Source organism: Vibrio sp. 10N.222.54.E6 (genome assembly GCF_041473955.1).
Taxonomy (GTDB): Bacteria; Pseudomonadota; Gammaproteobacteria; order Enterobacterales; family Vibrionaceae; genus Vibrio; species Vibrio tasmaniensis_A.
In genome coordinates this window covers 101,211-115,992 of record NZ_JBFRTD010000013.1, presented here as the reverse complement: position 1 = coordinate 115,992, position 14,782 = coordinate 101,211, and the positions used below count along the sequence as shown (strand labels likewise).

12 protein-coding genes are annotated in these 14,782 nt (G+C 45.0%); 6 read left to right on the top strand and 6 right to left on the bottom strand.

Features of this window, described 5'->3' with window-relative positions; translation table 11 throughout:
- Window positions 1-57 precede the first annotated feature (57 nt).
- The 3 genes from AB4513_RS08275 to AB4513_RS08265 all read left to right on the top strand — a co-directional run bounded on the left by AB4513_RS08275 (window position 58) and on the right by AB4513_RS08265 (window position 3,465).
- Entirely contained in the window at window positions 58-543 is a 486-nt protein-coding gene (locus AB4513_RS08275) for a hypothetical protein (protein WP_102258582.1), read from the top strand.
- 24 nt (window positions 544-567) lie between these two features.
- Window positions 568-2,622 carry a hypothetical protein gene (locus AB4513_RS08270; RefSeq protein ID WP_102258583.1) on the top strand — a complete coding sequence of 685 codons (2,055 nt, stop codon included), beginning with the start codon at window positions 568-570 and terminating at the stop codon, window positions 2,620-2,622.
- Window positions 2,623-3,015: 393 nt separating this feature from the next.
- Window positions 3,016-3,465 (top strand): TerB family tellurite resistance protein, encoded by a 450-nt coding sequence (locus AB4513_RS08265; protein ID WP_009847013.1) that lies wholly within the window; start codon window positions 3,016-3,018, stop codon window positions 3,463-3,465.
- A 33-nt stretch (window positions 3,466-3,498) separates the two neighbouring features.
- Here AB4513_RS08265 and AB4513_RS08260 read toward each other — a convergent pair whose 3' ends face one another.
- The 6 genes from AB4513_RS08260 to AB4513_RS08235 form a co-directional block, all read right to left on the bottom strand.
- A complete protein-coding gene (locus AB4513_RS08260; RefSeq protein WP_029222865.1) occupies window positions 3,499-3,936 on the bottom strand; it encodes a hypothetical protein in 438 nt (145 codons plus the stop codon).
- Window positions 3,937-3,941: 5 nt separating this feature from the next.
- Window positions 3,942-4,640 carry a helix-turn-helix domain-containing protein gene (locus tag AB4513_RS08255; RefSeq protein WP_032499115.1) on the bottom strand — a complete coding sequence of 233 codons (699 nt, stop codon included), beginning with the start codon at window positions 4,638-4,640 and terminating at the stop codon, window positions 3,942-3,944.
- Between the two features lie 419 nt (window positions 4,641-5,059).
- Window positions 5,060-5,755, bottom strand: coding sequence for a hypothetical protein (locus tag AB4513_RS08250; RefSeq protein WP_017102684.1), 696 nt, complete (start codon window positions 5,753-5,755; stop codon window positions 5,060-5,062).
- A 15-nt stretch (window positions 5,756-5,770) separates the two neighbouring features.
- Window positions 5,771-6,127 (bottom strand): antibiotic biosynthesis monooxygenase, encoded by a 357-nt coding sequence (locus tag AB4513_RS08245; protein WP_012604199.1) that lies wholly within the window; start codon window positions 6,125-6,127, stop codon window positions 5,771-5,773.
- 369 nt (window positions 6,128-6,496) lie between these two features.
- Entirely contained in the window at window positions 6,497-7,027 is a 531-nt protein-coding gene (locus AB4513_RS08240; protein ID WP_009847018.1) for a 3'-5' exonuclease, read from the bottom strand.
- Between the two features lie 87 nt (window positions 7,028-7,114).
- Window positions 7,115-8,653 (bottom strand): sensor domain-containing diguanylate cyclase, encoded by a 1,539-nt coding sequence (locus tag AB4513_RS08235; protein WP_102258584.1) that lies wholly within the window; start codon window positions 8,651-8,653, stop codon window positions 7,115-7,117.
- 348 nt (window positions 8,654-9,001) lie between these two features.
- Between AB4513_RS08235 and AB4513_RS08230 the strand changes: the two genes are divergently transcribed.
- The 3 genes from AB4513_RS08230 to AB4513_RS08220 all read left to right on the top strand — a co-directional run bounded on the left by AB4513_RS08230 (window position 9,002) and on the right by AB4513_RS08220 (window position 14,622).
- On the top strand, window positions 9,002-9,634 hold the full coding sequence (locus tag AB4513_RS08230) for a DUF2760 domain-containing protein (protein ID WP_102258585.1): 633 nt from the start codon (window positions 9,002-9,004) through the stop codon (window positions 9,632-9,634).
- Complete coding sequence (locus AB4513_RS08225) at window positions 9,634-11,643, top strand: Hsp70 family protein (protein ID WP_102258586.1); 2,010 nt, start codon at window positions 9,634-9,636, stop codon at window positions 11,641-11,643. Before AB4513_RS08230 ends, AB4513_RS08225 begins: the two co-directional genes overlap by 1 nt.
- A 138-nt stretch (window positions 11,644-11,781) precedes the next feature.
- Entirely contained in the window at window positions 11,782-14,622 is a 2,841-nt protein-coding gene (locus tag AB4513_RS08220) for an Hsp70 family protein (RefSeq protein WP_102258587.1), read from the top strand.
- The last annotated feature ends 160 nt before the right edge of the window (window positions 14,623-14,782 follow it).

Genomic DNA, 14,782 nt, shown 5'->3' with positions numbered 1-14,782 from the left:
AAATTTTGTGTTACTGAATAGACATTTATTAGCGATAACGGCTAACTAAATTTAGGTTTGAGCGGCATTGGCCGTTACAATGTGGAATATTCTCGGTTAAATGAAAGCATTGTGAAAGTCTCCGAATTACAAAACATTATAGATCACTTACCCCAAGATTCCGATCCGGATATTGTTATTGGTGAAGCGTGGTTGCCTGAGCGTTTGGTGAATACCAACCTAGACGGCGACATGCTATTTCTTGAGTTCGATAATGCCCCTGAAGACAATCAAGGGGATGAAGAAGGCCGTGGTTTTGTTGAACACGAAATTGCTATGATTCGTGAAAAACTAGAGCAAGTGTTAGACGACACATCCGATACTAAGACCAAAGCCGATGCCCTATTGGCAATATTTCTAATGGGCCATGAACTTTCTAGCTCGGAAGTTATCGAACTCCTTGAAGCAGATGGTTCTGAAACACCTGAGTCTGAAATGATCGCGCCCGACATAACAGAGCCTGAAACGAACAAGCTCGAAACAAAACAACACCACGACGACTAGCCACCAACGATTTTAGGTACCGTATTGAAACCCTCTACGACATCATCTCTTCCCCTGTTACTCGCCGGACCCATTTTAAGAAAAACGACTGCAACTGAAGTCGTACTTTGGTTAGCCACCAGCTCGCCTCTGACAGGCAGAGCCGAACTGTATACCCGTAATTCTGACGTAGAGCCAGACCAACCGTTTTATACCTCATCGCTTGAAGATCATGATTCGATTCAAATCGGTACACATGCGTGGGTAACGCTCATCCGCTTACAAGGCGAGTTCCCGACGAATACACCTCTAGAGTATGACGTTCACACAGAGTCAGGCTCATTAAAAGAGCTTGCCCCTCACCTTGTTTACAACGGTAAATCTCGCGTTGAGTTTAAGATATCGACCTCGGCTGATTACATTCTTCATGGCTCTTGCCGTAATCCACATCATCCAAGCAAAGACAGCCTAGTCGCAGCAGATAACAAGATTGCCGATCAAACCGTCGCTGAAAGACCCGATATGCTGATGATGAGCGGCGATCAGATCTACGCTGACCATGTGGCAGGCCCAACACTTGATGCTATTCAGCAAGTGATTCAATTGCTTGGCCTAGTGGGAGAGAGCTTACCGACTGACTCGCAAGTTAACCGAATCAACAGCAGTGACGCCTTATTTGAGAGCGAATATCACTTATATCAACGTGATCAGTACTTGCCACACCACACCACTTCAGCATCCATGCTCGATAAGTTCTTCCCAAATCGTGGCGTACCGATTTTTAGCTCTACCGATTGTGAAAACCACTTGGTCACGCTGTCTGAGTTTATCGCGATGTACCTGTTAGTTTGGTCGCCGACACTGTGGCAGTGTGTCAATCGAGAGCGCTTAATTGAGAATAACTTCACTCAAGGTGGACGCCAATTAACACCGACTGAGCAGCAACAGTGGCGTGATGAAAGCGTCATCATGGATGATTTCATTGCTGGCTTACCGCAAGTACAACGTCTGTTCGCACATATCCCTACGTACATGATCTTTGATGATCACGATGTGACCGATGATTGGAACCTTACCGTGGGTTGGGAACATGCCGTAGACCAAAACCAGTTCGCAACTCAAGTCATTGGTAACGGCCTTGCGGCTTACTGGATGTGTCAGGGCTGGGGTAATAAACCGGAGAGCTTCGACGAGACATTCATCGAGCAAGCAAAACAGCTTTTTGTCGATCAACCGCGCGTTACTAAACAAACGCATAACGCTAAACAAACGCATGACGTTGAACAAACGGACAACCTTAAACAAACGAACAGTGAAACCGGCGATGCCGCGACTACTCACTCTGTTAGCGACATCGAGCCAAACAAGCATCGAGCCTTCATTGAGATGCTGAGTCGCTTTGAGGAGTGGCATTACACAATAGATACTTCACCCAAAGTCATTGTGTTGGATACCCGAACCCGTCGCTGGCGTTCGGAATCTCGTATGAATAAACCTTCAGGTTTGATGGACTGGGAGGCCTTGATTGAATTTCAACATCAATTGATGCATCAAGATAAAGTCGTGATCGTTTCAGCTGCACCGATGTTTGGCGTGAAGTTTATTGAAACATTGCAAAAGATGGCGACTACAATTGGTAAGCCATTGGTGATTGACGCTGAAAACTGGATGGCACATCCGGGCAGTGCCAATACGCTGATCAGTATCTTTACCCATACCAAAACACCGACCAATTTCGTGGTGCTTTCGGGCGATGTTCACTACTCCTTTGCTTACGATATCAAGCTTAGATACCGCCGAAATAGCCCGAACATTTATCAAATCACCTGTAGTGGCATTAAAAATCAATTCCCAGCGCCGCTGCTTAAATTCTGTGATGTGTGGGACCGCCTGTTATACAGTCCTCGCTCAGTTTTGAACTATTTCACCAAGCGAAAGCGCTTAAAGATCGAGAAGCGAAGCCCAGACAATCAAACCTTCTATCGCCTTTCAAACCGAAGTGCGATTGGTGAATTAAGGCTAGATGAGGATGGTAAACCACAGTCGATCACAACACTTAGTGGTGACGGTAAAACCACCCGCTTTCCTGAACCTTACTAGGGCGTGTTGACCTTTCGAGCTAATTTTTGCAGCGAGTTGCTGGGTATTTATACAAGGCAGAGGCTTCGATGTGTAGCTAGCCTACATGAGAAGCCGATAACGTAGTAGAAATGACCAGCAAACGCTGCCCGAAGGGTTCGGGCTGGGCGCCCCCGCAAAAAGCGTTTTACTCTTTGTTGAGGGAGATTTGCTTAGAATGACTAGGCTACTTCCCCCTCGCCGCGATTAAAACGCTTTTATCTCGAACAAAGTTTAACCGCGAAAGGTCAACACGCCCTAAACAAGTGTTCCTTATTGCTGACCTCTTCGTAATGTCAGTTTTAAGTAAAGACGCTTGCGATCACACTCCGTAGGCCCAATAGTAATAATATTCACCATAACTGGAATGCTCTTATGTTTAACTCACTTACCTCGTTATTTAAACAATTAGTTGACGGCTCTGATTTAGGCAAAACGCCCACTGCCTCACCTAACTTAGCCATCGCCAGCTTGTTATGCGAAGTCGCTGGTGCAGACCACGCGATCAACGAATCAGAGCAACAAGCCAAACTGCACTTACTTCAGCGTTTACTGAACATAACCGAAGAAGAATCAAAAGCTTTATTAACACAAGCTGAGCCTCAAGTTGAACAATCTGTTTCTCTGTACGATTTCACTTCTCAACTGCGAGAGCTTTCGCAGCCGGTTCGCATAGAATTAATCAAAGCTATGTGGGAAGTCGCGCATGCGGATGGAGAGATTGACCCACTTGAAGATTCAGTGATCCGTAAAACCGCAGAACTGCTCTACGTTGACCACAGTGACTTTATCAAAACTAAGCTGAACGTCATCGGTAAAAGCTAACCAAAGGCTCGATACTCACGTTTAGTGACTGGATCAACGTAAACGGTCGCCATGCATGATGCCTTTGAGCTCTAACGGCGTGCCCTTCTTAGTGACATAAAGGCCGCGCTGATTTGATACCAACACACTGCGCTTGCCTTGTGTTTGTTGAATGTATAAGTGCTTGATATTGAATGTCTGCTTATCTTGGGCCTGATCTTGATCCAATTGATAAAAGTAGTAATGATTCCCCCAGCGCAAGAACACGCCAAACATCTGCTTAGTTTGAGCGATATTCCCATCGATATCGTAACCAATGTACTGCATTTTGACTCGACCATTTTCCAATCGAAGTGATATTTTTTCCCAGCCTACCATCGGGTATTCTGCGGAAAATTTATAAGTACTTTTGGTTGCGAGCCCAGAAATTAAGCCTACATTTAGAATCACAAAAAACGTGAGTAAGATAGGCATCCAAAACTTACGATTCATATCACTCACCCTCGCTCATCGTCATTATCGTCATCGCAAGACAAAGATTTAAACTGGTGACTCATCTCTTTCCAGCGCCCGTTTATCAATGCGACGGCTTGGATATTCTGGCACCCAACTCCGATGCGATGCAGATAAAGCGAATCAACACCGAGTTCTGAGACGGTATTGAGTTCGGTTAATAATTCTTGATCAAAATTCAAACTGTCGTGATAAACATCCATGCCACGATAGCTCGTTTTATCCATAAAAAAAACGAACTGATAAAACAGCACGAGAAGAAGCGCGCTGACGACCATCCCTACGATACGAGATTGGTGACGAGTGAGAAAACTCTTAACCCTTCGCTGTTTATGAAGTTCCCGTTGTTGGGGTAATACAGATTCGCTTTTACTGTCATCACTGCGATCACTGTCAGTATTAAAAACCTCTAGCTCAACGGTTTCATTAGGAACATTAACTTGAGCTACTTGAGTTTGAATAGCAGAAATGGGTGTTGATAGATAACCACCAAGCTGTTGAGGTCTGCTAAAACTGTACCCTTGCTTCTGAACCGTTAAAATTTTGCACTCACAGTTCAGTTCATTCAACGCTGTACGAATGTTCTTTATCGCTACGTTTAGCGAGCTTCCTGTCACCACCCGCCCAGGCCAGCAATGTTCAAGAAGGAAGTCTCGGCCAATCGCTTTCGGGCTATTCATCACCAAATGTTCAAGGATCAAACTTTCGGATGAAGACAAGGTGACCTGCTTGTTAGAGCTCGAATTAATGAGAGTATTGTTATTCAATTCGATACCCGAAGCGTCTAAGGTGATCTTATCAGGGCTATTGGCGTTCATTTCGGCGAGGTGTTCATAAATAAAAAGGTCATCAAAAAAGTGTTTGTTTGGTCGAATTAATAGCAAACCATACATAGAAAAGAGTAGTGATAAGTTTAGCCAATAATTAAGCCAAATATAAGCTCAGCAAGTAACAAGATAAAATAACAACAAGGTGAGCCAGTCACGAAAACTCACTCACCTATGAACATAGCCAAGTTTAACTCTAAACTTGTCATGGTCCCATATTAAGACCTCGTCGTTACGCAATCTGAAAACGAGGTCACAATTCTGTTCTAGCGAAATTATAGTTCCAGTTTGAATCCAAGTTCACTAATCATAACTTCAGCGAAGCCTAACTTTACTGCATTCAACTGACTGGCAACTCCGCGAGCTTGTTCTTCGTTTTTAGCCAATATTGCCATTGAGTAAATGGGTCTGATCATCGCTTTTTGGTTTGGCTTCTCTTGAGCTATTTCTTGATGTTTTAAGTAAGCAGAAGTAATCACGCCTTGAGCGCTCCAATCGACAACCATTTGTAAATCTTGGCTGATAATCTCATCGACAATGAATTGATTCTCAGGCTCTGTCCAAGCGAGTTCGACTGCGTAGTTTTTGAAAGCGACGTCAGTGTTTAACCACTTATTACCAATGTCTCTGATTTCAGTCACCTCGACAAGCTCTTTGAATTGGAATGGTAGGTTACCAATCAACTCTCGAACGTGCTGTTCACTGTCCGCTTCAATCACAAACTTAATCATCGGAAATTTCTTGTCTCCGATAAAGCTTTCCGATACGAACATATCGTGTACCAAGCCCGCGTCAATTAAGTTAGCAAATGCTTTTTTCTGATGAGGCATCGCCTCAAATACCGCTTGAGCATCGTCGGTTTTCCAAGCGACTGACACACCGTATGCCGCAGCATGGGCATGGGTTGAAAAAAGAGTCGCTGAAAGTAGAAAGCTAAAAATAGCTAAAAAGGTTCCTAGAGTTGTTTTCATTATGTGGTTTCCTGATTAGTCGCGAATAATTTCATACAAGTTAGGGTCAGCAGAAACCCCTTCGATTTTTAAAGGTGGTAGCTCTTTTCTCATCACTTGTATTGCATCATGGAATTGCTTCTTACTCTCCCATTCAGCGACATTGATAAAGCGGTATGTCGCGTCCGAGCTTAAAGAGCGGTGCAGTTTGGTCGATAGGTATCCGGGTTGCTTCATCAATACGTCTCGCGCATTTTCCCAATACGTTAATGTAGCGGCCTCATGGGCCGGCTCTACTGAAAAGGTATTTATCAATACAACGGGTTGTGCCGAAACCAACGCACTTACGCTTAGCGCCCCCAGTGCCAATCCATACTTAATAATGTTCTTCATCCTATTCTCCTTGTTTTGGGTAAGCTAACGCTACCACCTAGCCCTACCCAATCAAGGTCGAGACCTGCGATTTAATATTAATTAAAAAGCTAAACTTCAAACCAATATTAGTCACTCGTAAAATAAGCGATGTAGCCATTCACTATTGATAAACCACTTGTTGAAATTAGGTTTCTTGGGATAGTCATTGCCCTTAACGTGAATAGTCATTGCCCTTAATTTGGATCGTCATTACCCTCAAATAACAGGCACAAAAAAACCACCTAATAAGTAGGTGGCTCTTCATTTTAATAACTCACAAGATTCAGGCTAACTTTAAGTGTTTAACCTTTCAGTATTTAACCAAGCGCCTCTCTGAAATACAAACGATTACAACATCGTCAGCGCAAGCTTTGCCAAGTTATAAGCGTCAACATAACCAGAGTGCTGACGACCTTCCCACTCAATGTTTTTCGCTTCTTGAGCAGCACGGTGACCAATACGTTTTTCTTTCAATCGATTCTGAACTCGATAAAGCGTGGCGATGTTCAAGAACTCGCTGAACGGAGGTTCGATGCCTTTCTCAATACACTCTTTGTGTAAGATAAGGTCGTCACGTCCCCACGCTGCATAGATTTTTTTTGGTCCACCGAAGTTCTTAATCATCGACTTGATGACAGATTCTAATGGACGACCTTGCTTTTCGATTTTACGAGGTGTTATGCCCGTTAGCTCGGCGCAGAACAGAGAGACTTCATCTTTCTCTGGCTTAACGTAGTATTGTGCTCGCTTGACGATAGTGCCAGATGCTAGATCAATTTCAGCAAGACCAACTTCAATGATCTCGCCTGTTGTTCCCACACCGTCTTCGCTCCAACAGCACATTTCCAAATCGAAACATACCACTCGATTGTGATTCATACGTCGCCTAATTCTCTCGTCAAAAATTTTGTCAAATTGTACATGAGCCCAATACAGAACTCGACCCTAGTTGCATCAAGTGCTCATTTAGCCTGCAATTGTAACGCGATTTCGGCCATTTGACTTACTTAGGTAAAGCATACTATCGGTTTTTTGAAGGAGCTCTTCGATGTCTTCTTTACTGCGGATGGTAGCACCGATACTTAGAGTACAACTCAATAGTTGACCTTTATGCTCACAGTGAGACTCGCTCACCGTATCTAAAATACATTCTAAATAACGTGCCAGCGCGTCGTGTTCAATGACGCTCGAAATGATACCAAACTCATCTCCTCCCATACGGAAGACATGATCGCCCTCTTTCAAACTGCCTGAAATCAACTGAATTACATGAACCAGTAAGGCATCACCAGCCGGGTGGCCAAATTGATCATTAATCCCTTTAAATTTATCGACATCAAATCCAATCAAGCTAAACGGCTTGTCACCTTGTATCGCTTTATCGAGCACCTTATTAAAGGCTCGTCGATTATAAATCTCTGTGAGGCTGTCATGATTGGCAAGAAAACGGAGTTCTTCCGTTCTTTCATCAATCATTTTATACAGGCGTACTTTTTCTTGGACTTGCAGTTTAACGATATAAGAAAGCAACAGTGAAATAGTCGTGCCCACGAGGGCAATCCCGGCCAACACCAGGTAACCATTAAACGAAATGCATGAGTCTATCTTGAAGTCGACAACCCATTCACGGTTAGTGAGTGTGATTTTCTTGGTGATATGTTGTCCAGTCACACCCTCATAACCTTTCGTTTCGAACAAGACAGGTGCATCTTCGGCTTCAAAACCGACATCACTAACGCGGACATAAACATTCATATCCCCAACCGTCGAAGCCAGCAAGTTCTCAAAATAGTATGTGGTGCGAACCACACCAATTACAACGCCGAGTAAGTTGTCACTCTCTCCCTCAAAGACAGGGTGATACACCAACATGCCACTCTTTTTTGTGCCTTTATCTAGCCCATCTTGTATCAAGCGAACTTTGTCTGAAATATTCGCCTTACGTGTCTGTTTGATATTATCTAGAACGAGATCAAATCGCTCTCTAGAAGAGTAAAAGCCAAGAACTTTGTTGTTTGGTTCTGTATTGGGGAAAATATCGCTAGCAACGAAAGCTGGCTGACCATCCAAAATGTAGCCATAGGTTTTTGCTTGGTTCTTAGGAATGGTATACAGCTTAAAGAATGGGTACTTTTCTTTCATTTTCGCCGTGTGCTCAGCTATCTCGTCTGCGGGCACTTTTTGCATCCACTGCAAGGCAATTAAACTCTTTGAATCATCTATGGTTTGCTTAGCAAAGCGATCAAACTTATCCCAATTTTCAGGGTCATTTGCGTAGAAAAAATTAGCACCAGACCCAATATATGCAACATCATTATCTATAAAGGCTTCCAAGCTCAATGTCTGGTGAGTAGCAAAACTATCCAAATTCATATTCAGCGCACGCTTTTGATTAAGCATGACTAATACAAAGCACAAAACAGTAATCAAAAAACTGACCGAAAATACGACCAACGGGAGAGTTTGTCTCTTCAACCCTGTTAGTGGGTCAGTAGTTTGGGGCATGCGGGTTCCAAATAGGCTCTATTGAATGAAAAGTATATAACGGACGGAAATAATGCTCCATTCATGTTTAGTCCTAAATGTCACATTAAACGGGCATTTTGTAAATTTTACTGACCCCCATGACCAATAACCAGACAAATCTCGATTAACTTTCAAGCTAACTCACCAAAAAGCCAGTTTATTGAAAACATTAAATAAAGCCCTTAAGCCTTGAATATGCTAGTATCCACCCATATTTATAGCTTGAAAGTGACCATTTCGGCCTTATGCCACTGAGTTTCTTTCCAACCTGTATATTCCTTTAAACCGACGAATATACCGTTAAATCAATTTTAAAGAGAAATCACTATGATCGTTGATTTGAACCTAATCCCACAAACGTTTGATATGCTTCACGCAGGCCTAACTGCATCAAGCGTTTTACTACTGCTAATTGCCGTTTCTCGTAAAACCAAAGTGGTTGAGAAAGTCGTAGAAAAACCAGTAGAAAAGATCGTTGAAGTTGAAAAGCCAGTTGAGAAAATTGTCGAAGTAGAGAAAGTTGTTGAAGTTGAACGTGTGATCGAAAAAGTAGTAGAAGTTGAATCTAAGCTGGCAACAGCACCAACAGATTCTGCAATGCAACTACTGTCTATCATGCAGCAAGAAGCTCGTTTAATTGACTTCCTAAAAGAAGACCTAACGTCATTCTCTGATGAAGAAGTTGGCGCAGCAGCTCGTGTTATTCACACTGGCGGTCAAAAAGTATTAGCCGATTACGTAACGCTGTCTCACATCCGCACTGAAGATGAAGAAACACGTATCACTATTGCTGAAGGTTTCAACCCTCAAGAAATTCGCCTAACTGGCAACGTAACGGGTAACGCACCATTCAACGGCACATTGGTTCACAAAGGTTGGAAAGCAACTAACATGAACCTGCCTAAGCTTGCTGAAAACTACGATGCATCTGTAATTGCACCGGCAGAGGTAGAGCTATAATGGAACACCAAACTCAGCCATCATCGCACGAGTCTTCTTCTCAAGAACATACGCCGCAGATGCATTCACAAGAGCTATCTTCTCAAGAGCAACATCAGGCGCCTAAGTTCAGTGTTGGTATCGATTTAGGTACCACACACTGCGTTTTGTCTTTCATCGACACAACAAATGAAGACGCTCGCGTTGAGGTGATGCCAATCCCTCAATTGACGGCTCCAGGTACAGTAGAAACTCGCAGCCAACTTGGCTCGTTCCTATACCAGCCGCACGAACATGAAATGAATGCGGGCTCTCGCGTTCTACCTTGGTCTTCTGAACCTAAAGCACTGGTTGGTGCCATTGCGCGTAACCTTGGTTCGAAAACCCCTATCCGTTTGGTTGCAAGTGCAAAATCTTGGCTATGCCACGGTGGTGTGAACCGTCGTGATGCGTTCCTTCCTGCAGGCAGCCCTGAAGAAGTTGAAAAGGTATCTCCGCTTAAGACAACTGAGTTGTACCTTGAGCACCTTAAAGATGCTTGGAACCACGCTAACCCAGAACACAAACTGGCAGACCAAGATGTAACGATCACGGTTCCTGCTTCGTTTGATCCTGCGGCTCGTGACCTAACAGCAGAAGCTGCGCGTAATGTTGGTTTCACTCACCTAACGCTTCTAGAAGAGCCACAAGCGGCTCTTTACAGCTGGATTGATAACAGCAACGACACATGGCGTGATGAAGTGAACGTTGGTGACATCGTTCTTGTTGTCGATATCGGTGGTGGTACGACTGACCTTTCGTTGGTTGAAGTAACACAAGATGAAGGCAACCTAAGCCTGAACCGTATCGCTGTAGGTGAACATATCCTACTGGGCGGCGACAACATGGACTTAGCTCTGGCTTACCGTCTGAAGATGAAACTGGCGCAAGAAGGTAAAGAACTGGCTCCTTGGCAGGTTCAAGCAATGACTCACGCGTGTCGCGATGCGAAAGAAGCACTGCTTAACGATGCTGAGCTTCAATCTGTGCCAATCGTTGTTCCAAGCCGTGGTTCTAAACTACTGGGCGCAACACTGAAAACAGATCTGACTCAGCAAGAAGTACAACAAACATTGGTTGATGGCTTCTTCCCGAAAGTAGCGGTGACTGAGCACCCAGTACAAAAGACGCGTGGCGCACTGACTCAAATGGGTCTGCCTTACGCTCAAGACGCAGGTATTACTCGTCACATTGCTGCATTCCTTTCTAAGCAAGCGAACGCGCTTTCTGGAAATAGTGAAACCGCTCAGCAAGATTTCAACCCGTTTGCAAACATGCCCGGTATGCCCGGTACAGAAACGCAAGGTGCAGAAGCACCAGCGGCAGACTTCATCAAACCAACAGCGGTACTGTTCAATGGTGGTGTTCTAAAATCTAACCTACTTGCAGATCGTCTTTCAGACACGATCAATGAATGGCTAATTAATGCCGACGCTGAATTTGCTAAACAACTTTCAGGTTTAGACTTAGACCTAGCGGTTGCAAGTGGCGCTTCATACTACGGCGCAGTTCGTCGTGGCCAAGGCGTTCGTATCCGTGGTGGTATCGCATCTTCTTACTACGTTGGAATTGAAAGCGCGATGCCAGCTATCCCAGGTATGGCTCCTCCAATGGAAGCACTGTGTGTTGCACCATTTGGTATGGAAGAAGGTTCAAGCGTACAAGTGCCTAGCCAAGAGTTCGGTCTAGTGATTGGTCAGCCAGTTCACTTCCAATTCTTCGGTTCAACCACTCGTCGTGAAGACCAAGCGGGTACGCACCTTGATCACTGGGCTCCAGAAGATCTGGATGAGCTTCCTGAAATTCAAGTGACACTGCCTGTTTCTGAAGGTCGTCGCGAAGGTGAAGTGGTTCCCGTAACTTTGGCGTCTCGTGTTACTGAATTAGGCACGTTATACCTAGAAGCGATTGCGACTGACAATGGTCAGAAATGGCATGTTGAGTTCGACGTTCGTGAAGACTCGAATAACGACTCAAACGTAGAAGCATAATGAATCAACGGCACCTTAACGGGTGCCGTTACTTTATCAATGCGATTCCCTAGCCCTGTATTAAAAGCATTCCAAAGACAATAATAAGACCAAGATTATCCATTAACTGGTCATCACTTTGGCAGAATAAGGTTTTGTATGACATCTCCTCGTTTTTTAGTCGGCATTGACTTAGGCACAACCAATACTGTGGTTGCCTACTGTGAAATCAACGACGACCTACAACATGCTCCCGTTTCTCTTTTCGATATTGACCAACTCATCGGCCCCGGTGAAGTGGTTCGCAAGCCGCTACTTCCATCATTTCGTTATCATCCCGCACAAGGTCAGATCTCCCCTTCCGATCTCACTATGCCTTGGGAACCGAGCTTGGTTGAAGGTGATATTCAAAACGTCATCGTTGGTGAGTGGGCTCGCGAACTGGGCGCAAAAGTTGAAGGCCGCCAAGTATCCAGTGCTAAGAGCTGGTTATCTCACCAAGCGGTTGATCGTAACTCCGACATTCTGCCTTGGGCAGGCGCAACTGACGTCGATAAGGTCTCTCCTGTTGTCGCAAGCGCAAGCTACCTGAACCACATCCGTCAAGCATGGAACTACCGTAACCCAAGCAATAAGCTTGAAGACCAAGACGTTGTGGTAACTGTTCCCGCTTCATTCGATGAGACAGCACGTAAGCTGACACTCGAAGCGGCAGAACTGGCGGGCTTAGGTAAGATTCTATTGCTCGAAGAGCCGCAAGCCGTTTGTTATGACTGGTATGCCCGTCACCAACAAACCGCTACAGACGAACTTCAACAGATCCCGCTGATTCTAGTGTGTGATGTTGGTGGCGGTACTACCGATTTAAGTTTGATCGAAGCGAGCTTCAAATCGGATAACGGTGGCAATCAAGAGCTCGCACTCGACCGTATCGGCGTTGGCGAACACTTGATGCTCGGGGGTGATAACCTCGATTTAGCTCTTGCCCACCTTGCAGAGCAGCGCTTCAATCAAAACAAAAAATTGAATGCTTCGAGCCTAACCAAGCTTATTCAGCAGACTCGCGCCGCAAAAGAGAGCCTGCTGTCTGCTAATGCGCCAGACGATGTGAAGATCACCATGCTGGGCAGCGGTTCAAAACTGCTTGGCGGAACGAAGAGTATTGGTTTAACCAAACAAGAAGTTCATCAGATTGCACTAGAAGGTTTCTTCCCGCTTTCAGAGTTTACGGAAGTACCCGACAAACGCCGCAGCGCGGTTGTAGAGTTCGGTCTACCCTACGCAGCAGATCCTGCTGTAAGTAAGCACGTTGCCGAATTCCTAGCGACCCACCAGCAAGTATCTAAAGCCGCATTGGAAAAGTCAGACTCTGTTGAGTTTGATGATACCAAACCTGCAATTCCTGTTGGTGTGCTACTCAATGGTGGTGTGTTCAACAGTGAACTGGTAACAGAGCGAATTACTCAGTTACTTGGCAATTGGAACGGTGCACCAATCACCGTCTTAGATAACCCTCACCCTGACTGGTCTGTAGCCCTTGGTGCTGTAGCTTTTGGTAAAGCACGCCGTGGTGCACAACTGAAAATCGGTGGCGGTGCCGCTCGTTCTTACTTCTTGCATCTACAAGAGAAGAACAAGATGGGCAAAGCGCTTTGTCTGCTTGCCAAAGGTACTGAAGAAGGCCAAGAGATACGCTTAAACAGCCGTCGTTTCTCGCTGACTTTAGGTGAACCAGTACGATTTAATCTACTGACTTCAACCCACGATCAAATTGCTCATGACACCACTATTCAAAATGGTGTGATGGTCAATGTCGACGCTGACTTGTTCTCCCCTCTTCCACCGTATATTTCTACACTGGAAGGTTCAGGTACTGCAGAGCTTCAGGCCAACCAAAAAGAGCGCGTTGAAGTGTTGCTTGCTTGTCAGTTAACCGAAGTCGGCACATTGAAAATGGAATGTGTGAGTACGGAAGATGACACTAAGCGTTGGTTGCTTGAGTTCGAAGTCAGAAACAAGCAAGGCGATGAGTCCGATAACTCTAAACTTCATCCAAGACTGGACGAATGTAAGGAGTTGATTTCTCGTCTGTACAGCGGCAACAAGAAAAGTGCTGAGTCTAAAGAGATCAAAACGCTGGCCAAAGATCTTGAGAAACGACTTGGTAAGCGCGAAGAGTGGGACTTTACGACTCTCCGTCACCTGTTTGATTCGTTCTCATTAGGTCGTAAACGCCGTCGTCGTTCAGAAGCACACGAGAAGAACTGGCTGCGTTTGGCGGGTTACTCGCTGCGTCCAGGCTTTGGCGATCCGACTGACTCATGGCGTATCGAACAAATTTGGGGCCTTTACCAACAAAACATTCAGTTCCAGAACCACCAAGGTTGGACGGACTGGTGGGTATTCTGGCGTCGTGTTGCGGGTGGCCTGAATCAAGAACAGCAAGAAACCATCTTGGCTGATATCGCGAAGTACCTTCACCCAGGTGCAATGAAGAACCCTAAGACAGCGAAAGATGCGCAAGACAATGGCTATGAAGCCATGGTGAGATTGGCAGCGTCCCTTGAGCAACTCGAGGTGGAAGATAAAGTTCTATTGGCTACATGGTTCTTGAGCAAAGCAATTAACCATAATCAGTTCGAACAGGCTCACTGGTGGGCTCTGGGTCGCTTAGCGTCTCGTACACCTTTATACGGAAGCCAACACAGCGTCATTCCAAGAGAGCAAGCAGAACAGTGGTTACCAAAGCTGCTTGACCAAAATTGGCAGAAAGAGCAAATGATTGCTTTCGCGGCAGTGGTGATTTGCCGCAAGACAGGTGACCGACAGTTCGATATCTCTGATGACTACCGTGCTCAAGTTCTTGATAAATTAAAGCAAAGCAAGGTACCTGATTCATGGCTAACGCTAGTGAGTGAAGTCACTGAACTTTCTGAGAGCGAGTCTAAACGCGTATTTGGTGATGCATTACCAAGCGGGTTAAGCCTGATTAATAACTAGGTTTAAAAACGATTAGCTTTAGTTGTTAATGAGTAAAGAAGCTAACGAGAAAAGAAAAAGCCACTTTCGATTCGTTGAAAGTGGCTTTTTTATTGGTGGCTTAAGGCTGGTATGTTTAGTCGACTTATCGCTTTTTGGTTAAGAGCCTCAGCCGTATTGC

Coding starts and splice junctions, on each gene's coding strand:
- AB4513_RS08265 (WP_009847013.1), top strand. CDS start 3,016: ATGTTTAACTCACTTACCTCGTTATTTAAACAATTAGTTGACGGCTCT.
- AB4513_RS08260 (WP_029222865.1), bottom strand. CDS start 3,936: ATGAATCGTAAGTTTTGGATGCCTATCTTACTCACGTTTTTTGTGATT.
- AB4513_RS08250 (WP_017102684.1), bottom strand. CDS start 5,755: ATGAAAACAACTCTAGGAACCTTTTTAGCTATTTTTAGCTTTCTACTT.
- AB4513_RS08245 (WP_012604199.1), bottom strand. CDS start 6,127: ATGAAGAACATTATTAAGTATGGATTGGCACTGGGGGCGCTAAGCGTA.
- AB4513_RS08240 (WP_009847018.1), bottom strand. CDS start 7,027: ATGAATCACAATCGAGTGGTATGTTTCGATTTGGAAATGTGCTGTTGG.
- AB4513_RS08235 (WP_102258584.1), bottom strand. CDS start 8,653: ATGCCCCAAACTACTGACCCACTAACAGGGTTGAAGAGACAAACTCTC.
- AB4513_RS08230 (WP_102258585.1), top strand. CDS start 9,002: ATGATCGTTGATTTGAACCTAATCCCACAAACGTTTGATATGCTTCAC.
- AB4513_RS08225 (WP_102258586.1), top strand. CDS start 9,634: ATGGAACACCAAACTCAGCCATCATCGCACGAGTCTTCTTCTCAAGAA.
- AB4513_RS08220 (WP_102258587.1), top strand. CDS start 11,782: ATGACATCTCCTCGTTTTTTAGTCGGCATTGACTTAGGCACAACCAAT.